Annotated in this window: 22 protein-coding genes; 13 read left to right on the forward strand and 9 right to left on the reverse strand. The window is 63.4% G+C overall.

What is annotated here, in order from left to right; genetic code table 11:
* Window positions 1-168 precede the first annotated feature (168 nt).
* Genes EPN59_RS18760 through EPN59_RS18775 form a run of 4 tightly spaced genes read right to left on the reverse strand, consistent with a single transcriptional unit; the run spans window position 169 to window position 5,732 of the window.
* Window positions 169-1,545 (reverse strand): fimbrial protein, encoded by a 1,377-nt coding sequence (locus EPN59_RS18760; RefSeq protein ID WP_293038063.1) that lies wholly within the window; start codon window positions 1,543-1,545, stop codon window positions 169-171.
* 32 nt (window positions 1,546-1,577) lie between these two features.
* Window positions 1,578-4,382, reverse strand: coding sequence for a fimbria/pilus outer membrane usher protein (locus EPN59_RS18765; protein ID WP_293038065.1), 2,805 nt, complete (start codon window positions 4,380-4,382; stop codon window positions 1,578-1,580).
* 1 nt (window position 4,383) lies between these two features.
* Window positions 4,384-5,142, reverse strand: a complete 759-nt coding sequence (locus tag EPN59_RS18770) for a molecular chaperone (protein ID WP_293038066.1) — start codon at window positions 5,140-5,142, stop codon at window positions 4,384-4,386.
* 41 nt (window positions 5,143-5,183) lie between these two features.
* Window positions 5,184-5,732, reverse strand: a complete 549-nt coding sequence (locus tag EPN59_RS18775; RefSeq protein ID WP_293038067.1) for a fimbrial protein — start codon at window positions 5,730-5,732, stop codon at window positions 5,184-5,186.
* A gap of 602 nt (window positions 5,733-6,334) precedes the next feature.
* Here EPN59_RS18775 and EPN59_RS18780 point away from each other — a divergent pair.
* Window positions 6,335-7,144 (forward strand): hypothetical protein, encoded by an 810-nt coding sequence (locus EPN59_RS18780; RefSeq protein ID WP_293038068.1) that lies wholly within the window; start codon window positions 6,335-6,337, stop codon window positions 7,142-7,144.
* 52 nt (window positions 7,145-7,196) lie between these two features.
* On the opposite strand, the gene acpA is transcribed toward EPN59_RS18780, so the two are convergent.
* On the reverse strand, window positions 7,197-8,942 hold the full coding sequence (gene acpA, locus EPN59_RS18785) for an acid phosphatase (RefSeq protein ID WP_293038069.1): 1,746 nt from the start codon (window positions 8,940-8,942) through the stop codon (window positions 7,197-7,199).
* Between the two features lie 352 nt (window positions 8,943-9,294).
* On the opposite strand from acpA, the gene EPN59_RS18790 reads away from it, so the two are divergent.
* From EPN59_RS18790 to EPN59_RS18810, 5 genes are all read left to right on the forward strand, one after another.
* A complete protein-coding gene (locus EPN59_RS18790; RefSeq protein WP_293038070.1) occupies window positions 9,295-9,822 on the forward strand; it encodes an LEA type 2 family protein in 528 nt (175 codons plus the stop codon).
* Window positions 9,823-9,879: 57 nt separating this feature from the next.
* On the forward strand, window positions 9,880-10,527 hold the full coding sequence (locus EPN59_RS18795) for a PAS domain-containing protein (protein ID WP_293038072.1): 648 nt from the start codon (window positions 9,880-9,882) through the stop codon (window positions 10,525-10,527).
* The gene (locus EPN59_RS18800; RefSeq protein WP_293038074.1) at window positions 10,524-11,495 is read left to right on the forward strand and encodes a threo-3-hydroxy-L-aspartate ammonia-lyase; all 972 of its coding nucleotides are present in this window, start codon (window positions 10,524-10,526) and stop codon (window positions 11,493-11,495) included. The genes EPN59_RS18795 and EPN59_RS18800 overlap by 4 nt, the downstream gene beginning before the upstream one ends.
* A 684-nt stretch (window positions 11,496-12,179) precedes the next feature.
* Window positions 12,180-12,614 carry a CHRD domain-containing protein gene (locus EPN59_RS18805; protein ID WP_293035546.1) on the forward strand — a complete coding sequence of 145 codons (435 nt, stop codon included), beginning with the start codon at window positions 12,180-12,182 and terminating at the stop codon, window positions 12,612-12,614.
* Between the two features lie 63 nt (window positions 12,615-12,677).
* Window positions 12,678-13,628, forward strand: coding sequence for an alpha/beta hydrolase (locus tag EPN59_RS18810; RefSeq protein WP_293035545.1), 951 nt, complete (start codon window positions 12,678-12,680; stop codon window positions 13,626-13,628).
* Here EPN59_RS18810 and EPN59_RS18815 read toward each other — a convergent pair.
* Window positions 13,598-14,470, reverse strand: a complete 873-nt coding sequence (locus tag EPN59_RS18815; protein ID WP_293035547.1) for an EcsC family protein — start codon at window positions 14,468-14,470, stop codon at window positions 13,598-13,600. The genes EPN59_RS18810 and EPN59_RS18815 overlap by 31 nt on opposite strands.
* A gap of 151 nt (window positions 14,471-14,621) precedes the next feature.
* Here EPN59_RS18815 and EPN59_RS18820 point away from each other — a divergent pair, with 151 nt between their 5' ends.
* Window positions 14,622-16,217: an MFS transporter gene (locus EPN59_RS18820; protein WP_293035544.1), complete on the forward strand. Its 1,596-nt coding sequence runs from the start codon at window positions 14,622-14,624 to the stop codon at window positions 16,215-16,217.
* Between the two features lie 49 nt (window positions 16,218-16,266).
* On the forward strand, window positions 16,267-16,728 hold the full coding sequence (locus EPN59_RS18825) for a MarR family transcriptional regulator (protein ID WP_293035543.1): 462 nt from the start codon (window positions 16,267-16,269) through the stop codon (window positions 16,726-16,728).
* Window positions 16,729-16,734: 6 nt separating this feature from the next.
* Here EPN59_RS18825 and EPN59_RS18830 read toward each other — a convergent pair whose 3' ends face one another.
* Window positions 16,735-18,027 carry an amino acid deaminase gene (locus tag EPN59_RS18830; RefSeq protein ID WP_293035542.1) on the reverse strand — a complete coding sequence of 431 codons (1,293 nt, stop codon included), beginning with the start codon at window positions 18,025-18,027 and terminating at the stop codon, window positions 16,735-16,737.
* Window positions 18,028-18,241: 214 nt separating this feature from the next.
* On the opposite strand from EPN59_RS18830, the gene EPN59_RS18835 reads away from it, so the two are divergent.
* Both EPN59_RS18835 and EPN59_RS18840 read left to right on the forward strand, forming a co-directional pair.
* Complete coding sequence (locus EPN59_RS18835) at window positions 18,242-19,732, forward strand: D-aminoacylase (RefSeq protein ID WP_293035541.1); 1,491 nt, start codon at window positions 18,242-18,244, stop codon at window positions 19,730-19,732.
* A gap of 90 nt (window positions 19,733-19,822) precedes the next feature.
* The gene (locus EPN59_RS18840) at window positions 19,823-20,212 is read left to right on the forward strand and encodes a RidA family protein (protein WP_293035540.1); all 390 of its coding nucleotides are present in this window, start codon (window positions 19,823-19,825) and stop codon (window positions 20,210-20,212) included.
* Window positions 20,213-20,320: 108 nt separating this feature from the next.
* Here the strand turns inward: EPN59_RS18840 and EPN59_RS18845 are convergent, their stop codons facing one another.
* The gene (locus EPN59_RS18845; RefSeq protein WP_293035539.1) at window positions 20,321-21,943 is read right to left on the reverse strand and encodes an NAD(P)/FAD-dependent oxidoreductase; all 1,623 of its coding nucleotides are present in this window, start codon (window positions 21,941-21,943) and stop codon (window positions 20,321-20,323) included.
* Window positions 21,944-22,433: 490 nt separating this feature from the next.
* Here EPN59_RS18845 and EPN59_RS18850 point away from each other — a divergent pair, with 490 nt between their 5' ends.
* Window positions 22,434-22,790 carry an STAS/SEC14 domain-containing protein gene (locus EPN59_RS18850; RefSeq protein ID WP_293035538.1) on the forward strand — a complete coding sequence of 119 codons (357 nt, stop codon included), beginning with the start codon at window positions 22,434-22,436 and terminating at the stop codon, window positions 22,788-22,790.
* Window positions 22,791-22,840: 50 nt separating this feature from the next.
* On the opposite strand, the gene EPN59_RS18855 is transcribed toward EPN59_RS18850, so the two are convergent.
* Window positions 22,841-23,131 (reverse strand): hypothetical protein, encoded by a 291-nt coding sequence (locus EPN59_RS18855; RefSeq protein ID WP_293035537.1) that lies wholly within the window; start codon window positions 23,129-23,131, stop codon window positions 22,841-22,843.
* A gap of 614 nt (window positions 23,132-23,745) precedes the next feature.
* On the opposite strand from EPN59_RS18855, the gene EPN59_RS18860 reads away from it, so the two are divergent.
* Window positions 23,746-24,696, forward strand: coding sequence for an IclR family transcriptional regulator (locus EPN59_RS18860; RefSeq protein WP_293046588.1), 951 nt, complete (start codon window positions 23,746-23,748; stop codon window positions 24,694-24,696).
* Complete coding sequence (locus EPN59_RS18865; protein ID WP_293042455.1) at window positions 24,693-25,757, forward strand: 2-dehydro-3-deoxygalactonokinase; 1,065 nt, start codon at window positions 24,693-24,695, stop codon at window positions 25,755-25,757. Before EPN59_RS18860 ends, EPN59_RS18865 begins: the two co-directional genes overlap by 4 nt.
* Window positions 25,758-25,777: the final 20 nt, after the last annotated feature.

Raw genomic sequence — 25,777 nt, forward strand, 5'->3', positions numbered from 1 at the left:
TCCTTGGCTGGGCGATGAATACCCTTGGAGTCGAGTGCAACGTCGTTGTTCCGCTCAGGCGTTCATCAACCCATGCCGGAACCAGCACAGGATACGGACAGGGCCACGCACTGAGCGAACCGTCTTCTGATCGGGGCAAGCGTATGGCGTTGAGACACCGACCTCACGTCACTGGATCGCGATGACGACTTCCGCCGTCGCATTGTATTTTCCGGGGGTGACCTTCTCTCGCTTGGGGTTAAACGCCTCGAAGGTCGCATTGACTGTGCGCGTGTAGTAGTCCCAGGTGCTGTCCGAGCCGGTTTGTGTCGTATCCAGAAGCACCGGATACCAGCCGTCCCCGTAGCCGCCCAGCGTGACGTAACGATTGGTGAGAAGCACTATCGCCCCATTGTTGCTCGGCCGGGACAGCGTGACGCTAACGCCCTTTGCCACATTCTTCGTGCCGTAGCCGTCGGACAGCAGATCCGTCACGGCGCTTCCGCCCGTTACGAGTCCCAGTGGTCTTGCGTACGCCGCGTTCTCCTCCCGGGCCAGGAAGCCAATTGCGGTTTGATTCTCTTTCAATCCGCTGCTGAGTTTGCCGAATCCGTTTTCGCACTGAATGTCGATCGTGATCGGCATCGTGGCTTTCTCGCCGCGCTCCAGCTGCTCCACCGACATCGGTGGAAAACGAACTATCGGCGTCGTATTGCGCACGGCACAGGTCAACTTTCCGGTTCGCACGATGAGATCATGCTTTGGGTGAATCGCGCCAGGCCAATGGTGATGCCAGCCCGAAACGTTGCCATTGTGATCGTCGCCGATTTTGAGATCCTTGCTGGGGATGTTGCCGCTTTTACCGCCCCTGAACGCGACGTACGCAATCGGCTCTATCCTGTGATCCATTTTTGAACCGCAGTTTGTGCATTGGTACAGATCGACCCTGTACCGGCTGAAATTCTTCACTTTCACGAGAAACCAATTCTGTTCATCTCTATCCAGGCCGGTCATCAACCGCGCTTTCCAGTGGCGCGTCACCACCTGACCCGTGTCCACGTTCGTCACGCGCGAGACAATGCCCTTCTCAGGATACTTGTAGGTACCGGGGATGCCGGATGTGTCGCTAACATCAGTACCGCCGAATTCAGAGTTGTCGCCGTTTGTCGAGAAGAATTCGTACATCGTGCCTTCTGAATCGGGAGAGCACCGAAACAATATCTGTTCGCCTGTGTAGCCACGGACGCCATCGGCGCCCATATCGTCGAGCGGTGCGGTGCGGCTTCCGATCAAGTCGCCGTTGTTGGAGAAATTCGTCAGCTGGACCGTCATCGCATACGCGCCTTTACCCGCCTTGTCAGCCGCGCCGTACCAGGATTTGGCGATGGAGCCGGGTTGCGTATACCACGCCGCGTTCTTGTCGCCCGTTTCTTGTTGGATCTTGTAGCAACCCTTCGAAGTCGATGCAGCCAGGACAGAACCCGGCACGAGCATCATTGCCAGGAGCGCTAGCGTTGCCACGCAGGCAGCGTGCCGCGCGCGCAGTGTTTTCGATCCGGTTTTCATCTTTAGCAATCCATTTGATTGACGAAAGCGCTTCATTTCTTCGCAACGAGTTTCGTCTGCGGCGGCGATACGCACAGGCCGTCGAGACGGGCAATGGCCGAGCTGGTTTGCGTCGTATCCAGCCGATAGTCGATCGTGCAACGATCTTTCGACTGGCCGCCCCATTCGGCGATCAGCGTCCCTTGCGTATCGGGCACGCGCGCATAGACCTGGCTTCCCTGGCCGACAATCCCGATCGTCGTGCCGGTGGCGTCGATCACGTTCGCGCCGAGCGGAATCGGTAAGCCGTCGGACGTGTTCGCGCGAATGAGCACGGCATGGCCGGTTCTCGTCGAAAACTTCAGCAACACGGCCGCCCCGGCGTATGGCGCGACACGAACTTCGCTCGTCGTCAGTTCGGCCTTTTGATGAATGCCCTTCGAGTCGAGTACAACATCGTTGTTCCGGTAAGGCGTGAGTGACGGCACGATCGCGTACCCGGAACTATTGACCTTCACACCGGATGCATTGCGCAGCGTCGCGCCTTCCGCGCCTTTTGCCTCGACAAGCCCGAACGTATCGCTCAGGTACGGCCCGAACGTCACACCACCCGCATGCACGACCGCCGCGCCGCGTAGATTCGTGCCTGCCTGCCAGAAACCGCTGCCCTGCGATGCGCTCATGCCTGCCTGAATTGCGGAGAAGTTGTGCTGCAAGGCGCCGCTCACGGTCGGTTGCCCGCCTTGCGTCGTCCCCGCGACATTCAAGCCATAGCTCAACGGTCGCGTTTCGCCGAGCGTGCCGTTCATGGACACTTGATAAGACGCGTCTTGATTGCCGGCGCTGGCGATGCTGCTGGAAACGGTCGGAGAACGCGCGCTCCGGCCGAGCGGAATGGAGACCGTCGCCATGACCGCCGTATCGCCGCGGTACGTCCGGCGCGCGACGAAGGGCGAGCCGCTCCCGATAACAGGCTCGCTGCTGCTGTCGAGCGAGAGGTATCGTTGGCGGACGACCGAAACCGCGAAGTCGACCGACTTGACGTGGTTGCTGTAGCTCAGCTGGTACTGCGTGTCGCGGGAACTCGATTTGTAGTAGCCGCTTGCCGATGCGGACAACAACACCGAGCCGTAGCGGCCAAAGCCCTGGTTGAGGTTCGCGGTAAGCCGGTCGCGTTGCCGATAGGTGCTCGATCGCCAGGTCCGGCCGTCCTGGTAGGCGGCGCGCGCGCCGAGCGCGTCGAGCAGATCGCGATAGCCGCTGGACGAGTAACGGTATGCCGTCACGGCAAATGTCGTATTCGTCGGCTGCAGCGTATGGCTGTGGCTGAGGGTGGTCTGCCAGCCATGCACGCGCTTGCCGGTTTCGTCGAACGCATTCGACCACACGACATTGGCGGCGAACGTGCCGAATGACGTGCCCTGCACGGCGCCGACGAGCGCGGACTGATAGCCCGTGGCCACACGCAAGGCGCCATTGACCGTGAGCGTGTTGTTCAATCCGCGTTCATAGGCGAGATCGGCGAACACGGCTTTTGCGCCTTCGATCTGGCGCACCCGGCCCATTGTGATGCCGTAGCGCGACATACCCGGCCGCAGTGAAGTGACGGCGGCCAGGAGCGGTACTTTGAACGAGGATTCCTGCCCGTCGGCTTCATACACACGGACGACCAGATCGCCGTAATAGCCTGTCGGCTGGAGATCGTCGATCACGAACGGACCGGGCGCGACCGTCGTCTGATAGATCGTGCTGCCGTTCTGGCTCACGACCACGCGCGCGTTGGTCCGGGCGATACCCTTGGCGGTGGGCGCATAGCCGAGCATCGAATCGGGCAGCATCCGCTCGTCGGATTCGATATGAACGCCGGTATAGGCGACCGGGCTGAGCAGACTATTCGTATAGCTCTGACCCACTTCGAGCTTGCTGCCGATCGAAACCAGCGGCCGTTCGGCATACGCGCGGATATTGTTCCAGGTGCTGGTGTTCCGCCCGGAGCCGCTGTAGTAGTTGAGCGTGCCCTGCTCGCGAAAGCGCCACAGCCCGACGTTCATGCCGGACTGGGTTCCGACATAAAGCGAATTAACCAGATTCCGGGCGGTCGATGCCGTGTAGTAGTTCGCGTCATAGTTGACGTAGCCCATCGTCCGGCCAGCGTCGAGGTTGGCAGGATCGATCGCGCCGCGTGCCGTACGCTTCATCTGATTGAGCGGTACGTCGAGGTCGAGACGCAGGTGCGGCAGATTGAACGTTGCGGACGCACCGGGCACGCGCGTTGCGAGCGGTGCGCATTGCTGCTGGGCACCGGCGACGGAGCCGCTCGCATCATCGCCCGCCGGGCGATCGGCGGTGCCGGCCGTTGGGTTGCTGGCCGCCGGGGTGCTTGCCGGTACATCAGCAGCGCCGTTCGCGGCGCCACTCGCGGCAGCGTCACTCGCGGCGGCGGCTGGACTCGCCGCTCGCACGATCACACCACTCGATTCCAGAAGCGCGTCACTCAGGCACGGGCGAACCTCATCGTCGTTGTCAATCCGGCGAAACTCGATTGTCTTACTCGCCAGAAAAACCTTATTAACGTAAATATCAACCCGATATTCACCCGGCTCAGCCGCATTGGGCTTATTAAAGCGCTCGATATCGGCTACGCCAAGCTGCGATCCGACCAGCAGCGAACTGTCGAAACCGAAATCGTCGGGTGAATTATTGGACGAGGGCACATCTTTTGGCGCTTCCACATTTATTGCGTGACTCGTCGTGGTGACGAGTGCGAATGTGGCGCAACACAGTGACGAACGGAGCAGGGTTTTCTTCTTGACTGACCGACGTGAGGATGTGCTTTTGGGATGTCGGCGATAAGACATCTCATTTCAAGTCGGGGATTGCAGCTTTATATTCTGCATCCCTGACTGCGCCGTAATCGTCAATATATCGAACACTAACACGGACGATTTCCCCGTTGAGTGGACAATTTCCCTTTACGCTCCATTCGTGGCTTGAGTGCGGCGCGATCATGTCGGGTTCGAATGTCGCAGTGTGTGAGCCGCACTTAAGTTTTCCCTCGACGAGCGATACGTAATAGCCCGACCCGTTATCTGCAACGATTTTTTCGCTCCCTGCTTTACCAGTGGTGAAATGAAAATCAAGCGTTTCGTGGGCCTGCGCCGGATCGCCCTCGATTTCAGCCGGACGATAGAAAAGCTTGATCCGGTTGCGCAGCAGCAGGGTTATCCTGTTTCTGTCCGCGACGCTCGCGCTTACGGACGGAATCTGCAACGTATTCAGATAGAACAGCGTTTCCCGATCCATCGGCAAGCCTTCGCCGACGAATACGAGCCGCACCGAGTGACCACTGTTCGGCTCGATACGGAAGACCGGCGGACTCACGACAAAAGGCGCGTTCACCGTACTCGGGGGGGAAGTGGCGTCCCCGGTATCGACCCAGACTTGCATCACGCTGGGGGTCTCGTCGCGGTTCGTCAACCGGAGTGTTCGCTCGCTCGCACTCCCGTCGTAGATCACACGGGTATGGGGCAGCACGACGCTGCCCCAGGCCGTTCCCGCGAAAGCGCTGGAAGCGAGCAGTGTGATCGCAAGCGAAACACTTGAACTGACCCGCCCCACAGCGCCTCTCCGACGCATCTGTTTTTTATGTGACACAGCTTTTACTGGTAGCTAACCATGTACTGCACGCTGCCGTTCACCGCACCGGCCGTTGCTTTGCCTTCCGAGATGTACTGAACGGCGAAGTCGTACGATGCAGACGTATCGCCCTTCTTCAGGTTCAGGCCGGACGCGGTGTGGCCGCCGGGCTTGCTCAGATCGAACGGCGCGCCCGACTTGGCCGGATCGAACAGTTGCAGCGCCACTTGTGTGGCAGCATTGGTACCGCCCGCCGTGTTACCGAGATTGCCGCCTGAGACCTTGCTGCCGACGAACACGGTCTTGATTGCCTGATCCGCCGTGTTAGACACGGTGCAGCCGCTCACGCTGATGGTGAAGTCCGTCTTGCCGGCGGTCTTGCCGGACGTGTCCAGCTCTGCCGTTGAAACGGCCGGGAGCAGCACCGTCGGATTGGCGGTCGTGCCGTTGATCGCGACGTTACAGGTTTGGTCCGTGACTTCGCCGATGAACTTGATCGTGTTGTTGCTTTGTGCAAACGCAGCCGAAATCGGAGCGACGGCAATGACGAGCGAGAGGAGAGTCTTCTTCATGAGGGTGCCTGTTAATGAGGGTTGGAGTGACCTGCCGGAAAACCAATTCGAGAAAGTTCGCATTACTTAATTTGAATATCTCAGAGGCGCCGTGGAGTGGTGCCATTAGACCGGCCTCTGTCAACTCGGACTGGATGATAGCAGGTATTCTCTTCTCGTAATGTGAAGGAAAGTTAATCGTAAGGTGAGGTTTGTTAGCTGGCGGGCGATCGAAATCGGAGGAGGCATGGCGGCCCATGCCTGTGCTGCCGCGTCTGCAGCCCTGACGCAAGTCGAGTTCGCCTGATTTCGTTGGGAGTGCTAAAACGGGGTACGACGGCCTTTGTTGTGGCCGAATTGAACGTATTTATTAGGGGTCGATGCTGATGCGCATGCATTCTGTCAGCTATCCGCGCCCTATAGTCCATCGGACGGCACGTTGACTGAAGCAGCATCCTGAAATACCCGACACGGCTGCTCGCTTAAATGCGCTAGTCGAGATATGCAAAATAATTTTGCAGATGTTAATTATTGATAAATCGGTTTGGTATGCATGATTCTTAGTTGTTTTAATAATCATCCGTACCGCGACCTGGTCAAAACCACTGACTGGACGACCTGACATGTTGAATCACGAAGAAGCACTTGCCGTGCTGGACAAAATGACGCGTGATGGCGCGGAGCTTCGGCGGTTTTTCCTGATGAATCGCCTGATGGACGTCACCAGAGGAATCGTTCAGCACGGTCCCCTGGCGGGTTTCAATATTGGCAACCGGGCGACATGGCGCGCTTCCGACAACAGCGCAAAGCTACTCGGTTTGTATGAACAGGAAGTCTGCAGCCTCCTCGATCAACTCAGCGAATCGCGCAACACGCTGGTCGATCTCGGCGGTGCGGACGGGTTCTACGCTGTCGGCATGGTTGCGGTGGGAAAGTACGCGGAGTCTCGTTGTTTTGAGATTTCGAATGAGAGCCGCGAAAATCTTCGGGAAATCGCTGCCGCTAACGGGGTTTCCGAAAAAGTTCATATCTACGGCGAGGCCACGCCAGATTTTGCACAAGGCCTTTTGGCTGCCGGAGTCGATTTTTCGAAGTCCGTCGTTTTGGTGGATATCGAATCAGCAGAATTCGATGTTCTGACGGACGAGTGCCTTTATAACTTACGAAACGCACACGTTATCGTTGAGATTCACGACTTCATGCTCATCGGCGGCGTTGGCAAGCGCAAGTTTGCCGATTTGCTCGAACGCGTAAATAAAGTATTCGATACCTGCGAGATAAAGACAGGGGCGCGTGATCTGTCGGCGATACCTATCCTGTCCGACCACTGGACCGATACGGACAGGTGGCTGTTGTGCTCGGAAAGCCGGGCCAAGCTGATGTCGTGGCTGCATTTATCGCCCAGGAACTGCACCCCGAAAGTCGGACGGTGATCCGACCTTTGGGTTTTTTTTCTGAGCCGCGCCCGGTGCCAGGCGCGTCCAATCACGACGACAGATCGAGCGCGTTGCTCAAATCGCCCATGCCCGCCTGCCCGCGTTCCTGCATCGCGGCGTCGCGCGTGCGAAGGCCGTCGAGCGTTTCGAGGTCGAACACACGCGTAATCAGACGCAGGATCGACGCCGTGTCGTACACGGTGTGATCGACATAGCCCTTCTTCGCGAACGGCGAAACCACGAGCGCCGGTACGCGCGTGCCCGGTCCCCAGCGGTCGCCCTTCGGCGGGGCGACGTGATCCCACCATCCGCCGTTCTCGTCGACCGTGATCACCACGACCATGTTTTCCCATTGCGGGCTCGCCTGGAGCGCTTTCACCGCGTGCACGATATGGCGGTCGCCCGATGCGACGTCCGCATAGCCCGCGTGCATGTTCAGGTTGCCCTGCGGCTTGTAGAACGTGACAGCCGGAAGGCGGCCGGCGCGGGCATCGGCGAGGAAACGGTTGGTCGACTCGTCGTCGCCCAGCCCGCCGTCGCGCAGATGTTTTGCGCGCGCCGCCGTGCCGGGTCCGAGATTCGCGTAGTAGTTGAACGGCTGATGGTGATACTGGAAGTTCGGAATCAGCGGCGTGCCGTCGTTCGTGTTCTTGCCGTGCAGGTCGATGGTCTGCTGGAACGCGCCTGCGTACCACGCCCAACCGATGCCGCGCTTGTTGAGCTTGTCGCCGATGTTTTCGTGCGTTTGCGGCGGCACCGCCATCGCGTTGCGGTCCTGCGTGAAATCGACCATGCCGTTCGCGCCGACCTTGTAGGGCGTGGGCGCGAACGGCGGCATCATCGTGTTGACCGCATAGCTGAGCGTGCGGCCGTCCGCGAGCGTTTCCGGCGGCGTCAGCGCACTCGGGCCGAACTTCGGAATGCCATCCATTGCGCTCTTCGGCGAGACGGCGAGCGGTTTCAGGTTCGGATCGTCGGGGCGTCCGCTGACGGTCTCTGCAATCTGGAACTTCGCGATGCTGTGCGCCGGATCGGGATAGACGGGCGGCGTGGCAGCGATCAGATAGTGATGGTTCAGGAACGAGCCGCCGAACGCACCCTGAAAGAAGTTGTCGCACAGCACGTATTGGCTGGCGAGATCCCACAACCGCAGGTCGTAGCTGGCATTCGCATAGTGGCCCATCGTGAAGCCCGCCGAATCGGCCCACGCGACGAACATGTCGTTCTTGCCGCCGTTGATCTGCATCTGGTTCTGATAGAACACGTGCCACAGATCGTGGGTCACGAGCGACAGCGGCAGAGGCTCGCCAGCCGGGCCTTTCAGCGCGAACGGCGCGTTCGGCAGATTGGTCTGGAACTGAACGCCGGCCTTGTAGGAGACGCCGTCCACGGTCTGGTCTTTCAGCAGCCAGCCGCCCGGCACGGTCGGCAGTTGCGGCAGGACGGCCGAGCCGTCGCGGTCGCGCTGCACGTAGTGTTCCGGCTTGACGCCCGAGAGCGGGCGCTCGACGCCGGGGAAGTCGCCGAACAGATTGTTGAAGCTGCGATTTTCCGCGTAGATCACGACGACGGTTTTGACCTTCGAGCGCAGCGCACGATCGTATTGCGGTCCCGCTGCGGCTCCCGTTACGGATGCCGCGTGCGACGGCGGCATGGCACAGGCGCCCAGTCCGCCTCCCACGGCCACCGCGGCAACCCCGCCGAGAAAGTGGCGGCGGCTCGGGCGCTCAGGTGCCTGTGCAGCGTCGGCTTCTTCATTCACGGCAGGCGAGGCGGGTGGTTCGCGGTCTTTCATCGCAGGTCCAAAGGTGAGGAAAAGGATTGAACGGGCGCGCGCGGGGCGCGGTATCGCGTGATCGCGTCTGAAGGCGTTGGCCTGTCAGATGCCAGTCGGGGCCATATCTTTGCGTATCGGTCGTGACATTTCCATGACGTTGAGCCATGCAGGTTGCCCTGTGGTCGCCTTGCGCCAGGCGGACTGTCGGGATGCTTGACACGCCCAACGTGGAACCGGAGCCTGCATCGCCATCCCCCGCGATCCTACCCGATGGCCAGGCGCCGCAGACAGACGCGCCGCCGCCATGCGAAGCGCGACTGGGCAAACACGCTACACTGATCGCCGCCCCCAATCCTCTTCGGACGACGCCATGTCTGCCCTCGATGCGGTGCGCCCGGTTCGCAGCCCGGTTTGCAGCCCGATTCGCAGTTCAGTTCGCCTCTTCTGCACGATCCTTTGCCTCTTCATATGGTTCAGCGGCTGTGCGGGGCTGACGGGCCAGGAGCCGCTGCGGGTCAGCGTGGCGGGCATCGAACCGCTCGCGGGCACAGGGCTGGAGATGCGCTTTAACGTCAAGTTGCGCGTCCAGAATCCCAACGACGCGCCGGTCGCCTACAGCGGCGTGTCGCTGAACCTCGATCTGAACGATCAATCCTTTGCCAGCGGTGTCAGCGATCAGAGCGGCGTCGTGCCGCGATTCGGCGAAACGGTGATCGAGGTGCCCTTGACCATTCCGGCCTTTGCGGCGGTGCGCCAGGCGTTCGCCTTCGCGGGCGGCGTGCAGGCGGGCGGCGTTCCCTACGTGATCCACGGACGACTGGCGGGCGGCATCGGCGGCGTGCGCTTCGTCGACAAGGGCACGCTGGCGCTGCCAGTGAACAGCCTGATGGGGCCGTGAGCGCGTAAAAAACAGGCTGTGTTTGACAATTTGTCGAAAATCGTCAAAATGTCATCCATGAGCAAACCTGACCGTGAAACCCAGCTCCTGCTGCGCGAGGCGCACAAGATTGTCGAAGCGCTCGGCGAGACGCTCGCGCCGCTCGTCGAAGTGGTGCTGCACGATCTGACGCAGCCCGGACACTCCGTCGTCGCCATCGCCAACAATCTCTCGGGCCGCCAGGTCGGCGACGCTACCACCGAACTCGGCCTTGCGCGCATCACGGACCCCGGTTTTCCGGAGGTCGTGCAGAACTATCCGAACCGCTTTCCCGATGGACGCCCGGCGAAGAGCACGTCGATTGGCCTGAGAAACGGCGCGGGCGAGTACGTCGCCGCCATCTGTCTGAACATGGACGTTTCGCTGCTGGGCGCCGTGACCGCGAGCCTCGGCCGGCTGATGCAGACCGATCCGGTTGGCGCGCCGGTCGCCGAAACGCTTGCGCCGCGCCGGCTCGACGATGTCCGCGCGAGCCTCGAACGCTACGCCGCCGCGCGCAACACCACGCCCATCGGCCTCACGCTCGCGCAGCGCCGCGAAGCCGTGCGCGAACTGGCCGAAAGCGGCGCGCTGAACCTGCGCCACGCGCTTTCCGAAGTGGCGCGCACGCTCGGCGTCGCGCGCTCCACCGTCTATACCTACCTGCCTCCGGAAGACCGATCATGAGCACCCTGCCGATTTCCTTCGAAGACGTCGTCGCCGCGCACGCGCGCATCGGCGGCGTCGCGCATCGCACGCCCGTGCTCACGTCTCGCACTGCCAACGAACGCGCGGGCGCGGAACTCTTCTTCAAATGCGAGAGTTTTCAGCGCATCGGCGCATTCAAGTTTCGCGGCGCGTATAACGCAATCGCCCAGTTCACGCCCGAGCAGAAGGCGGGCGGCGTCATCACGTTCTCGTCGGGAAACCACGCTCAGGCCATTGCGCTTTCGGCGCAACTGCTCGGCGTGAAAGCGGTAATCGTGATGCCGAACGATGCGCCCGCCATCAAGGTCGCGGCGACGCGCGGCTATGGCGGCGAAGTCATCTTCTACGACCGCTTTACCGAGGATCGCGAAGCGCTCGGCAAGCGCCTCGCCGCCGAGCGCGGCCTCACGCTGATTCCGCCGTACGATCATCCGCACGTGATGGCCGGGCAGGGCACGGCGGCGAAAGAACTCTTCGAGGAAACCGGCGCGCTCGACATGTTGTTCGTGCCGCTCGGCGGCGGCGGCCTGCTCTCGGGTTGCGCGACGGCGGCGCACGCGCTCGCGCCCGCATGCGCGGTGATCGGCGTGGAGCCGCAAGCGGGCGACGACGGCAAGCGCAGCCTGCAGTCAGGCTCGATCGTTCATATCGACACGCCGAAGACCATCGCCGATGGCGCGCAGACGCAGCATCTCGGTCAGTACACGTTCGCCGTGATTCGCGAGCGCGTGAGCGAGATCGTCACCGTGAGCGATGCCGAACTTGTCGAGACGATGAAGTTCTTCGCAAGCCGCATGAAAATCGTCGTCGAGCCGACCGGTTGTCTCGCGGCGGCGGCGGTGCTCGAACGCAAGGTGGATGTGCGCGGCAAGCGCGTGGGGATCGTCGTGTCGGGCGGCAACGTCGATTTGCAGCGATTCTCGGAACTGGTCGGCGCGCAACATTGAGCGACCGGCGCTGCATCGCGCCGCCTTTGTCGTGCGACGAGCGATTGCATCGCGCAGCAGGCGGCATTCGCACGGGAATCGAGCGAAATCCGGCTGGACCGGGGCAAAAAAAGAACGCGGCCGAAGCCGCGTACAAGGTTGGAGACCCTTAGGGGAAGAGTCGCTTCTCGCAGTACGTAGAGTAAAGGCAGTCACGGACGAGATCGAGACAAAATCGCTCAAATTACTGTTTCACGAAGTGTTGTGAATCGACTGTGCAGATTCAGTCTGTTTTCCGAAATGGTTGGCTGCGCAGCCGATCATTCAGCGCGTAGTGGGTCGTACACTCGGGCGGCACATTCGGGTGGCACATTCGGGCGGCACACTCGGGCGGCACACTCGGGCGGCACACTCGGGCGGCACACTCGGGCGGCACATTCGGGCGGCACATTCGGGCGGCACATTCGGGCGGCACGCTCGTGTGTATAAGCGTCCAGGGCGAGTCCAAGTCGAGTTTCAATTCAGCGAGCAACAGGCGCGCATCTTGCGATCGATGAGCAGCGTCGAGTTCACTTCGATGCCAGGAGCCGCGCGCCGCGGTGCTTCGCCGGGGCCCGCGCGGGCGTTGTCTCATAATTTGCTCTAGCATGTGAATGCGCCGCCCAGGACGTTCGGTGCGGCGCACCACAACAATGGAGAACTTTCATGTTTGCGCTTCGTCCCTTGCAGTTCGCTCTCGCCCTGTGCGTCCTCGCATCGAGCGCCGCATTTGCCGATACCGTCGCGCTCAAAGCCAATCTCCAGCCGTCCAGCGAAATCCCGCCGCGCGTGAGCCGCGGCCATGGCACGGTCGATGCCACCTTCGACACGTCGTCGAAGTCGCTCAAATGGACCGTGACGTACGCAGACCTGTCGAGCCCGGTCACGTCGGCGCACTTCCACGGCCCGGCGCCCGTCGGCCAGAACGCGGACGTGCAGATAGGGATTGCAAAATCGGAACTGGCGAGCCCGATGAAAGGCTCTGCGACGCTCAACGACAAGCAGGCCGCCGATCTCATGGCGGGTCAGTGGTACTTCAACGTTCATACGGCGGCGAATCCGCCCGGAGAAATTCGCGGCCAGGTGTTGCCGTCCAATTGAGCGTGCACGCCTTCGTTCCGTGCGCGGCGCTGCTCGCCGGAGCCTGAGCCGGAGCCTGAGCCGATGAGCTGGCAAAACGCGCTGGTCCGCTGGTATCTGCGGAACCGCTTCCTGCCCGCGACGCGCGAGCCGATCGACGTCGCGCGCGTGCGTGCGCACACGGCAAAACGCGTCTGGACGCCGAGTCCGCCAGGAGGCTTCGGGCTGCGCGAACAATACGACGCCGCCGATGTGCCGCTTCGCGGCGAGTGGCTGCTGCGCGAAGCAGGCGCGACGCGCACCGTGCTCTACCTCCACGGCGGCGGCTACTACTTCTGCTCGCCGAAGTCGCATCGCACGATCACGTTCGGTCTTGCGCCGCGCGCCAGGGCCGACGTGTTCTCGCTCGACTACCGCCTCGCGCCCGAACATCCGTTCCCCGCAGCCCTCGACGATGCGCTCGCCGCGTATCGCCACATGCTCGCCGCGGGCCGGCGTGCCGGGTCGATCGTGATCGCGGGCGATTCGGCGGGCGGCGGTCTTGCACTCGCGACGCTCGTTGCGCTGCGCGATGCCGGCGACCGGTTGCCCGCGGGCGCGGTTTTGTTCTCGGCGTGGACCGATCTGGCGTGTACCGGCGCGTCGCTTCGCGAGAACGACGGGCGCGATCCGATGTTTACGGGGGAGGTGTTCGCGCGCGTGGCGCCGCTCTACCTCGGCGGGGCGAGCGCGACCGATCCGTATGTGTCGCCGCTGCATGCGAGCCTGCACGGCCTGCCGCCGCTTTTCATGCTGGCGGGCAGCACGGAGGTGCTGCTCGACGATACGCGCCGCGTCGCCGAGCGCGCCCGCGCGGCAGGCGTGCATGTCGAATGCGAGATCGCGCGCGGCCTGCCGCACATCTGGCCGATCTACGCACCGTTCATGCCGGAAGCGCGGCGCGCGCTCGACGACGCGGCGCGCTTCGTGCAGCGCGTCACCGGCGCGGCGGATCTGCCCGGACCTCAGTCGAGCGAGACGTCGATTGCGTCGTAGGCGGCTTTGACGGCGTCGCCGCCATAACGGCGCTCGAGCCGCCGCACAGTGAAATGGCCGTGCGCGACGTGCTGGAAGTGATCGATGAACACCGTGTTCACCATCGCGCCGAGCACCGCGCCGATGGCCGGAATCGACTTTGCGGCGACCTGCTCGCTGACCTGCACGGAAAAGCGCGCGGCAATGTTCTGCATGAGCCTGAGCAGCGCCGTCGATCCATGCGCCGCAAAGCCCTTCGTCGCCATTTCCGCCGATGCGCTCGACACCGCCTGCGCGAGCGCCCCGCGCACGATGAAGTAGCCGAAGTCGGCTTCGTCGTCGACAGCCGAGCGCCCGCCCATGCCGAACACGGTCAGGCATTGCAGCTGGGCATCGGGATGGGTGAGATTTTCGCCTTCGCTGCGCGCGATGTCGCAGATCGAGCGGAACATCAGCGTGGTCGTGACCGGCAGTTCGACCGGCAGCGCGAAGAGGCCAAATGCGCCGCCCGCCGCGCCGGTGGTCGCCACCGCGAACTTGTGCAGCAGATTGCTCGGCTTCGTGGCCGGTACGACTGTGCCCGTGGCGTCGCCGGGCATGCCGTTGCCGCCGCCCGCCTTGCCGAGCGTCTTGAGCGCGATTTGCAGGCAGCGGCGCAGCGCGGCCTGAGTCGCTTCGCTCACCTTGTTGCTTGCCAGCGCGGGCAGCTTCGCGATCATCTTCTCGATCGGCGCGCCGACGAGCGCGGCCAGTTTCATGCCGAGCGGCGGACTTTCGAGTTCGTGCTTCGCACGGCGCAGCGCCAGCAGATCGGCCTCGGACAAGGTTCCGGCGATCTGCGGGATATCGGGCGTGTCGGACATGTTGGACGGTGTCCCCATATATTTCCCGCGGATGAGGGCTCGCGGCGGTGGAAGCAGGCGACGCGCCCGCCGCGCATGAGCGCCGAGTGTAAAGGATCGCATCGTGATACGATGCACATTCTTTGCCGCATCAATCATTGCTGAATCAAAAATGGCAGTTCACCGTGGCGCCCACCACTCAAGCGGGCAGGTTTTGCCATTCCGGGAGTCGCTGCTGGCGATGCTCGGCGTGTCTTTCGTGACGATGCTGGTCGCACTCGACCAGACCGTCGTCGGAACCGCGCTGCCCACCATCGTCTCGGAACTGCGCGGCTTCGAGCTGTACGCGTGGGTCGCGACCTCATATCTGCTCACCTCGGTCATCACCGTCCCCATTTTCGGGCGGCTCGGCGATTACTACGGACGCAAGCCGTTCGTGATTGCGTCGATTGTCGTCTTCACGGGCGCCTCGGCGCTGTGCGGCGCGGCCAACAGCATGTTGTTCCTCGTGATCGCGCGCGGCTTGCAGGGCATCGGCGGCGGCATGCTGGTCGGCACCGCATTCGCCTGCATTCCCGATCTCTTCCCCGATTCGATGGTCCGCCTGCGCTGGCAGGTGCTCATAAGTTCGGCGTTCGGCATCGCCAACGCGGTCGGGCCGTCGCTGGGCGGTTTTCTCACCCAGTACTACGGCTGGCGCTCGGTGTTCTACGTGAACCTGCCCGTTGGGTTGATTTCGCTGATTTTCGTCTGGCGCTATCTGCCGCATCTGCGGCAAGTCGCGCATAAGGCGCGCATGCGGCTCGACTGGCCGGGCGCGCTGCTCATCGCGCTCGCGCTCGGCAGCACGCAGCTTTTCGTCGAGCTGTTGCCGCGGCATGGCGTGAGCCTGTCCACGGCGGCGCTGCTCGTGGTGGCCGCCGCCGCCGCGTGGGCGCTGTGGCAATGGGAGCGCCGCGCGCCGCAGGCGATTCTTCCCGTCGACATGTTCCGCAACCCGAGCCTCAACGCGCTCTTCACGCTTGCGGTGCTCGGCGGCTTCTCGATGTTCTCGCTGCTCTTCTATGCGCCGCTGCTGTTCCAGGGCGGCTTCGGCATGTCGCCGAAGGAGGCGGGCGTCGTCATCACACCGCTCGTCGTGTTCATCACCATCGGCAGCATTGCCAATGGCCGCATCGTCTCGCGCGTCCGCAATCCGAACATCATGCTGTACATCGGCTTCACGATGCTGGCGGCCGCGTGCCTGGCCGTGGTCGTCGCGACGCGCACCACGCCGCGCCCGCACCTGATGGCGCTGATGATCCTCGGCGGCCTCGGCCTCGGTTTCGTCATGCCGAATCTCACCGTGTTCGCGCAGCAGACGGCGGGCCGCGAGCACCTCGGCATCGCGACGGCGCTGTTGCAGTCGCTGCGGATGATCGGCGGCATGATCGGCACGGCGCTGACCGGCACGATGGTCACGCACCTCTACAAGAGCGGCGTGCGCAGCGCGCTCGACGCCGATCACGCCACGCACTGGCTGCCCCAGCTCGCCGATCCGCAGATTCTCATCAACCGCGACGCACAGTCCACCCTGCTAGGCGAGTTGGCGCACGCCGGGCACAATGGCGCGCTGCTGCTCGAATCGGCGCGCGAAGCGCTCGTCGGGGCGATTCACATGGGTATTGCCGTGGCGGCCGTGATTGCGCTCGTCTCGATCTGGCAAACCCGGCGGGTGCCGCATATCAGCCTGAATCGCAAAATCGAGCCCGTCATTCACGCGGATTGAGGCGGCCGTTTCCGGCGCGCCGCCAAACCGCAGAGGCCAAAGATACGAGATGGATACACAGGACCGCATCGCCATCGTCCACCAGTTCGGACGGACCTATCGCGCGTTCATGGCGGCGTTCGAGTCGCAGGTGGGCCAGCCGCTGCCGCGCTGGCGGATCATGCTTGCGCTTTACCAGCGCGATGGCGAGTCGTCGCAGAAGCGTCTGGTCGAGCATCTGCGCGTCGATCCGGGCGCGCTCACGCGGCAGTTGAAGCTGCTGGAGTCGCTTGGCTGGATCGCGCGCAGCGCCGACGAGCGCGACAACCGCATCACGAACGTGAAGCTCACCGAAGCGGGGCGCGCCGCGACGGAAGCGGCCCTGCCGCGCCGCAACGCATTCCTGAACCTGACGATGTCGATTCCGGACGATGCGCTCGCCGCGCTTTCCAGTGCGCTCGGCATGATGGAGGCGCGCATCTGCGAGGCGGCGGGCGGCGCGTGCGCCACGCGCGCCACGCGCGCCACCTGAAAAAAATCAGAAGAACGTCTCGATCACTTCCGTCACGCGATACGACGGATCGACCATCAGCACCTGACGCCACTTGTCGAACGTGAGGCAAGGGTGCGAGATGTCGAACGCGATCATGTCGCCGACCGCGATATCGGCATCGGCGGGGATCTGCATGTAGGCGTGCTGATCCATCATCTGAAACACTTTCCAGCCTTCGCTCGCGTCGATCTCGCGCGGCGCTGCGCCCGTTGCCCGGTCGCGCGACGGGCGATAGTGACGCGACGGTTCCGGAAAGCCCGCGTCGAACGCCGCATCGCGCTTGCCGAAACCGATGATCGCGCGGCCCGGCTCGGGAATCGACTGCACGTAGGCCCAGAGTTGCAGCGCGGGCAGCAGCGCGACGCCCATCTCGCGCGCGATCGGATTGCGCGTGAGGATCTGCGATTGCGCCGCTTTGTACACGCCGACGTCATGCGTCACGTAACAGCCCGGACGCAGCACGACGTCGACCACGCCGGCCTTCGAGAGCGGCGCGAATTCCTCGGCGACCACGTCGTACCAGGCCGATCCCGCGCCGGAGAGCAGCGCGGGCATGCGCGCAAAGCGGCCCGCGGCGGCCAGTTCCTGCGTGATGTTCGCCGCGTCGCGCAGGAACGCGCGCACGTCGCTTTCTTCCTTCAGGATGCCCTCGTAGATTTCGACGCCCACGAGCCTGAGCGTGCCGCGATAGCGCTTGATCGCTTCGACCACGGCGTCGCGCGTTTGCGCGTCGCGCACGCCGGTGCGCCCGCCCGGCACGCCGAGTTCGAGCAGCACCTGCAGCCTGCGGCCCGCCGCGCTGAAGAATTCGCCGAGTTGCTCGACGCCCTGCACCGAATCGACGAGGCAGAAGAACTCGAAATCCTGATCGGTGAGCAGTTCGGCGATCATCGCCATGTTGTGACGCCCGACCAGCTGATTGGCCATCAGCACGCGCGAGATGCCGCCGCGATACGCCATGCGCGTCTGATGCGCCGTCGCGAGCGTGATGCCCCACGCGCCGGTTTCGATCTGGCGGCGAAAGAGCTGCGGCGCCATCGTCGTCTTGCCGTGCGGCGCGAGATTCACGCCGTAGCGCGTGACGAAATCCTGCATCCACTTGAGGTTGTGTTCGACGCGGTCCGAATAGAGGACGGCGGCGGGCAGGCTCACGTCTTCGTTCAGCAGGTTCCAGTCGAGCCGGGCGGCGTCCGCGAGCGGCACGCTTGCGCCCGGCACGTTGCCGAGGCCCTTGCTGCCCGGGTCAATCGTCGAACTGAGATAGTTTGTAACTTTCATTTACCCTTGCTCCATTGCGCTGCTGACTGAGGTTTTGTGTCGACTGTGAGATAGTACGCGACGTGCCATGCCTGCCAGAATTGTTATTAACTAACCGCGTGCGCCCACCTGGCTCGCCGATGTCCCTTCCCATGAAACCAGAGTAAGCGCTAAAGCACCCACTCTGGATCGACATGCCCGCCGCGGTCAACAGGATAAGAGTCAGGAGAACCACATGCATTCGCATCCTGAAGCCGCCGACACGCTGATCGTCGGCGCGCAACTCTACGACGGCACCGGCGCGCCGCCGCTCGAACGCGACGTGGCGCTGCGCAACGGCCGCATCGCCGCCATCGGCAACCTCACGAACTGGCTCGCCGAAGACGTGATCGAGGCCAACGGACGCGCCCTCGCGCCCGGCTTCATCGACGTGCACACCCACGACGACACGCACGTGATCCGCTCGCCGCAGATGCTCCCCAAAATCAGCCAGGGCGTGACGACCGTGATCGTCGGCAACTGCGGAATCAGCGCTTCGCCCGTCACGCTCAAGGGCGATCCGCCCGATCCGATGAATCTGCTCGGCGAGCGCGATGCGTTTTGCTATCCGACTTTTTCAGCGTATGTCGACGCCGTGAGCGCCGCCAGGCCCGCCGTCAACGTCGGCGCCCTGATCGGCCACACCGCGCTGCGCAACAACCACATGGACGACCTCATGCGCGCGGCCTTGCCCGCCGAAATCGCCGCGATGCGCGCGCAGCTCGAAGACGCGCTTGCGCACGGCGCGCTCGGGCTGTCGACCGGACTCGCCTACGGCTCGGCCTACGAGGCGTCGACCGAGGAAGTCGCCACGCTCGCCGAGCCGCTCGCCGCTGCGGGCGCGCTCTACACGACGCACATGCGCACCGAGTTCGATGCGATTCTCGACGCAATGGACGAGGCGTATCGCATCGGCCGCCACGCGCGCGTGCCGGTCGTCATCTCGCACCTGAAGTGCGCCGGGCCGTCGAACTGGGGGCGCAGCGCGCAAGTGCTCGCGTCGCTCGAAGGCGCGCGCCAGTACCAGCCGGTCGGCTGCGACTGCTACCCGTACAGCCGCAGTTCGTCGACGCTCGATCTCAAGCAGGTGAGCGGCGATATCGACATCACGATTACCTGGTCCACGCCGCATCCCGAACAGGCGGGCAAGCTCATCAAGGACATCGCGGCCGGGTGGGGCGTGACGCAACTGGAAGCGGCCAGGCGCCTGCAACCGGCGGGCGCGGTGTACCACAACATGTCCGAGGACGATGTGCGCCGCATCCTCGCGCATCCGGCGACGATGGTGGGCTCGGACGGCCTGCCGAACGATCCCTTGCCGCATCCGCGGCTATGGGGCGCGTTTCCGCGCGTGCTCGGCCACTACGTGCGCGACGCCGCGCTGATCCCGCTCGAAGAGGCGGTGCGCAAGATGACGAGCCTGTCCGCGCGGCGCTTCGGACTGACGCAGCGCGGCGAGGTGCGCGTCGGCTGGCATGCCGACCTCGTGCTGTTCGATCCGGTGACGGTGCGCGATACGGCGACGTTCGACGCGCCGCAGCAGGTGGCGGACGGCATCGACGCGGTGTGGGTGAACGGCGTGCTTTCATACCGCGATGGCCAGCCGACCGGCGAGCGCGCGGGCCGGTTCGTCGCGCGCGGCGCGCGTGAGGTAGAGGCGCAAGCTGCGTCGGCGACGATGTTTTGAACCACGAATCTCGACCCACGAATTTTGACCCTCGGCGCGGGTGAGCCATGACGGCGTCGCGCGCGCCGGACGATCTGCAAGGAGCAAACGATGAAGCGAATTGGAGCGGAAGGCGGCAAAGGACAGGGCGGACAGCATTTGCCGTTCGCGCGCGCCGTGGAAGCCGATGGCTGGCTGTACGTGTCGGGACAGACGCCGATGGAAGGCGGCGAAATCATCAACGGCGGGATTGTCGAGCAGTCGCACAAGGCGATCCAGAATCTGTTCGCGATCCTGAAGGAAGCAGGCTACGGCGCCGAACACGTCGTGCGCTGCGGCGTGTGGCTCGACGATGCGCGCGACTTCCAGTCGTTCAACAAGGTCTTTCGCGAGTACTTCGGCGAGCATCCGCCCGCACGCGCATGTGTGCAGTCGAGCATGGTGGTCGACTGCAAGGTCGAGATCGACTGCGTCGCCTATAAAGCGCCAGCCGGGAAGTAGGCGCGCGGGCGCGGCTTGTTGCGCCCTCACCGAAAAACGCAAAAGCGGCCCTTGATTCGAGGGCCGCTTTTGTTTGGCGCAGTGCATATGACCGGGGAATGTGGCGCGTCAGCCTGCGTGCGCCGACGTCAGATCGAGTGCCAACGCTTGCGCGACTTCAATGCCGTCGATGGCGGCCGAATAGATACCGCCCGCATATCCCGCGCCTTCGCCGGCCGGATACAGACCTTCGACGTTCACGCTTTGGTACTCGTCATTACGTCGAACCCGGATCGGTGACGACGTGCGCGTTTCCACGCCGGTGAGCACGGCATCGTGCATTGCGAAGCCTGCGATCTTCCTGTCGATCTGGGGCAGTGCTTCGCGGATGGCTTCGATCACATAGTCTGGAAGCGCGGTGCTGAGATCGGTCGGGCGCACGCCCGGCTTGTACGACGGCACCACCTTGCCGAGCGACGTCGACGGCCTGCCAGCGATGAAATCCCCGACCAGTTGTCCGGGCGCGCTGTAGTCGCCGCCGCCGAGTTCGAAGGCGCGCTCTTCCCATTTGCGCTGGAACGCGATCCCGGCGAGCGGACCGCCGGGGTAGTCTTCGGGCGTGATGCCGACGACGATGCCCGCATTCGCGTTGCGCTCGGCGCGCGAATACTGGCTCATGCCATTGGTGACCACGCGGCCCGGCTCGGAGGTCGCCGCGACCACCGTGCCGCCGGGGCACATGCAAAAGCTGTAGACGGCCCGTCCATTACTGCAGTGGTGGACCACCTTGTAGTCGGCTGCGCCGAGCTGCTTGTGGCCCGCAAACTTGCCGAAGCGGGCGCGATCGATGAGCCCCTGCGGATGTTCGATGCGAAAGCCCAGCGAAAACGGCTTGGCTTCGATAAAAACACCGCGATCGTGCAGCATCTGGAAGGTGTCGCGCGCGCTGTGGCCCACGGCCAGCACCACGTGGTCGCACCGCAGTGTTTCCCCGTTCGAGAGCTTGAGCGCGCGCACCTTGCCCTGATCGATTTCGATGTCGTCGACCCGGGTTTCGAAGCGCACTTCGCCGCCGAGCTGCTCGATGGTCGTGCGCATTTTTTCCACCATGCTGACGAGGCGGAAGGTGCCGATGTGCGGACGGCTCAGATAAAGAATGTCTTCCGGCGCGCCTGCCTTGACGAATTCCTCCAGCACCTTGCGGCCATAGTGGTGGGGATCCTTGATCTGGCTGTACAGCTTGCCGTCGGAAAACGTTCCAGCGCCGCCTTCGCCGAACTGAACATTGGATTCAGGGTTGAGCACGGATTTGCGCCACAGGCCAAAGGTGTCCTTGGTGCGCTCGCGCACGGCTTTGCCGCGTTCGAGGATGATGGGACGAAAGCCCATCTGCGCGAGGATCAGTCCTGCAAACACGCCGCACGGCCCCATGCCGATCACGACCGGGCGCAGGGCGGTGGTGTGCTCGTCGGCCTTCGTGACGAAGCGGTAGGTCATGTCGGGCGTCACGCCGCAATGCGGCTTGCCTGCAATTTGCTTGAGCGCGGCCGCTTCGTCCTTGACTTCGATATCGACGATATAGGTCAGCTTGATGTCCGAGCGCTTGCGTGCGTCGTGCGCACGGCGGAACACGGTGTAATGCAGGAGATCGTCTTTCGCCATGCCGAGGTCCGCGAGGCGCGCGCGAATCGCGGCGTCGAGATCGCTTTCAGCATGATCGAGAGGGAGTTTGATTTCGCTTAAACGTAACATCGGTACTGGGATACGGTCGCCACGGTGCTGTGGCGGTGTTAATACAGGCAGGGACCGGCATGCTGGCCGCGGCGTCGTTCGCCACGGGGGCATTTTCAACATTGGGATGCGAGCTTGAATCCAGCCTTGTTTCGGGGAGATTTTTTCGTCCACGAACGATGGGAAGGCGAAAAGCGCTCCACTTTGCCGGTGCTAACGAGTGGTTTGTGCTAACGCCTCGCCATGCAGGCTTAGCCACCGTCGTTGTTCAAGGTGGGCAGCATAGCACCTCGGTTCACATGCCGCGCAGAAATACGGCCGTGAGACGGAAAAGGATCGTAGCGGCGTGCTGCGCATGTCGTTTCGCTTGCCGTGGCGCGGGTCGTGCGGGTCGTATTACCGTGCTCGCAAGCTAACCGGGCGCGTGGAAAGGGGTAGCATGAGGAAGCCATCTAACGCCAGGTTCTTCCGTGCCTGAGCGTGAAACGTCTCCTTGACCAAGGGGCCTGCCATGATCCTGTACCACACCTCTCCCGATTCGTCGGTCGTCGAAATATCCGTCGAAGGCAAGATCACTGACCACGAACTGCGCGAAGCCATCGAGCGCATGCGCGGCGATATTGAAGTGAACGGAAAGACCCGTGTCCTCGAACGCATTGAGCATTTCAGCGGTATCGAGCCGAAGGCGCTGTGGACCGATTTGACGCTCGGCGTTTCCGTCGCCCGCAAGGTCTCGCGTGCTGCCGTGGTGGCCGACGCGAGATGGATTCACGCCTCGATGCATCTGGCGCGGTTCTTTACAAAGGCTGAAATCAAGGCGTTCCACGTCAACGAACTGGATCAGGCGCGAGCCTGGATCAACGCCTGAAGGTCGTTTCTGGATACCGGCGCTTCGTTCATCGACGCCAGCTACGCCACTCACGCAAATGCAACCTCTGCAAGGAACGTTGCGAAGTAGTCGTCGTCCAGCCATCCGGAAACATGCTTCGATGCCTCGATGCGCTGGATTTCCTTCTGTCCTTTATCGGTCAGGATGGCAATCTGGTGGGGCGGAAGATACTTCGTACTGGGGGGAGGTTTCTGGTCGATGGTCTGGATCAGACCTTGCGAGCGAAGCGATGTGAATATTGCCGGCCGCTTGTGCCACGGTATTTGTCGATACAAAGCAAGTCGGAGAGCTTCAAGTACAGCGCCATTGCTGAATTCCATGAGCGTCCTTTGGTGATCGGCTAAAACGTACGTCCTTCTGGCTCCGAACACCGACGCTAGCACATGAAACGGTTCTTTCCGATGACACAAACAGGAAACCGTTCATGTCCGGCGAAAAGGACAAGCGAGGCGCGCCCTAACAGATGTCGGTTAGACGCTGCTACCCGACGTGGCCAGCGCAAAGTGCGGAAGGACCGTGCCGGGTTGCCGACCGCCCTGCATCCTTCGAAAACCCGCTAAAGCGGCCCTTGATTCAATGGCCGCTTTTTTGCGGGCGGCTTCCCCACGGCGCGCCTGTTTTTCCCAATATATGAGCACCACATTCACATATTGGAGATCGCGAAAAAACCGTCCTACAATCCAGACCAACCCGCCGGGGGCTGTGTGGAGATCGCGCGCAGTCCGACGCAGCCGGGATGAAAACCGGCAAGCCGCTCGCCATACACACACAGGGCGCGACTTGCCGCACAAGATTCGGAGACATGCCATGTTCCAGCCAGCCACGCACGCTGTGTCAATCGGGCCGTCCATGGGCGCTTTTACGCGCCGCCGCGCGGACTGACCGCGCTTCTCCCGATCCGCTCCCTTCACTTCGCTGATTCATCGCCAACGCCATGACCAAAGCGATGTCCTCGACACTCGACGCGAGCCTGCCCGCGAACGCCGCACCGCCCGCAGCCCCCGAAACTTCGTCCGCCCAACCCGCCGCCGCAAAACCACGCGCGGGCGCCGACGAAATCGCGCTGCCCGGCACGCTGCTCGACGACCCGACGCAGCAGGCCGGCACGCAAACGCTCCTGCGCGGCCTCGCGATTCTCGAAGCCGCAGCGGCCGGCGTGCGCGATCTGCGCTCGTTTGGCGCGGTGCTCGGCACGACGCGCAGCACGACGCACCGTCTCGTCTCCAGCCTCGTGCAGGCGCGCTACCTGCGCCAGGTGCACGGCGGCTACCTGCTGGGCCCGAAGCTGATCGAACTCGGCACCATCGCGCTCGAACAGATGCCGCTCACGACGGTTGCGCGCGTGCACCTCGCGGCCCTCGCCGATGAAACGCTCGACACGATCCACCTCGGCGTGCGCGACGGCGACGACGTGCTCTACATCGACAAAATTCCCGGCCAGCGCGGACTGGAAATGCGCTCGCGCGTCGGCCATCGCATGCCGCTCGCGTCGACGGGCATCGGCAAGGCGATGATGCTCGATCTCTCGCCGCCGTCCTGGCGTGAACTCTTCGACGCGTCGCGCCGCGCGCTCGCGGGCGTGAGCTTTCGTCCCGATCACAACCTCGACGCCGACACGTTCATGAAACGCATGGCGAACTATGCGGCGGGCGGCTACACGTTCGATCTGGAGGAAAACGAAATTTCGATCCGCTGCGTGGCGGCGCCGGTGCGCGACGCATCGGGTGCGATTGTCGCCGCGCTCTCCGTGGCGAGCACGATTCCATACATGCCGCACGAGCGCATGGAGGAACTGATTTCGGTCGTGCAACGCACGGCGCGCGCGATTTCGCAGGAACTCGGCTGGCGCGCGCCGCAACCGGCTGCGCGCAGGATCCGCCGATGAAGGCTCACCAGAAGGACCAACCCGGCAAGCAAGGCGCGCAGGAAGCGGAGATCGCGGAAGCTGCTCGGCGCGCCGCACTGCTCGCGCTCGACTGGGGCACGACCTCGCTGCGCGCGTATCTGCTCGACGCATCGGGTGACGTGCTCGCGACGCGCGTCTCGACTGCCGGAGTGATGAATTTGCCGGTGCCTGCGGAAGAAGGCGGCTTCGACGCCGCGTTCGACGAAGCGTGCGGCGTCTGGCTCGAACACGCGCCCACGCTGCCCGTGATCGCGGCGGGCATGGTGGGCAGCGCGCAGGGCTGGGTGCAGGCGCCTTACGTCGAGACGCCGGCGAGCGTGGATGCGCTGGTGGCGGGCATCGTCCGCGTGAAAACGGCGCAGGGTGCGTCGCTTTGCGTCGTGCCCGGCGTGCTTGAGCCTGGTGCGCTGCCGAATGTCATGCGCGGCGAGGAAACGCAGGTGTTCGGTGCACTGCACGGCGCATTGCATGGGACACAGCACGGGACACTGCGCGGTACCCGGCACGACACGCAGTCCGCGCTGATCGGCTTGCCCGGCACGCACGCGAAATGGGTGGTGGTGGAGGGCGGCCGTATCGCGCGCTTCTATACGTTCATGACGGGCGAGATCTACGCGGCGCTCACGGCGCATACGATCCTCGGCCGCACGATGAAGCGGCCCGCCGAGCCGGATACGCACGCGTTCCTGCGCGGCGTGACCGTGGCGCGCGAGCACGGTTGCGAGGGGTTGCTTGCGACGGCGTTCAGCGCGCGCACGCTCGGACTCACGGGGCAACTGGCCGCCGACGAGCAGCCCGACTATCTCTCGGGCGTCGTGATCGGCCATGAACTCGCCGGACTCGAAGTGGCGCTCGCGCGCCGCGACGTGACGCTCGCGCAGTGCGCGCCGCAATTGATCGGCTCCGATTCGCTTTGCGAGCGCTATCGGCTCGCGCTCGAACAGTTCGGCTGCATGCGAGCGCATCTCGTGCGTCACGCGACCGAGCGCGGGCTGTGGCACATCGCGATGCAGGCGGGCCTGGTCGGATCGCCGCGTTAGCCGAGTCAAGTACGCCCGGT

Origin of the sequence: Paraburkholderia sp., from assembly GCF_004298475.1 — a bacterium.
GTDB classification, from domain to species: Bacteria; Pseudomonadota; Gammaproteobacteria; order Burkholderiales; family Burkholderiaceae; genus Paraburkholderia; species Paraburkholderia denitrificans.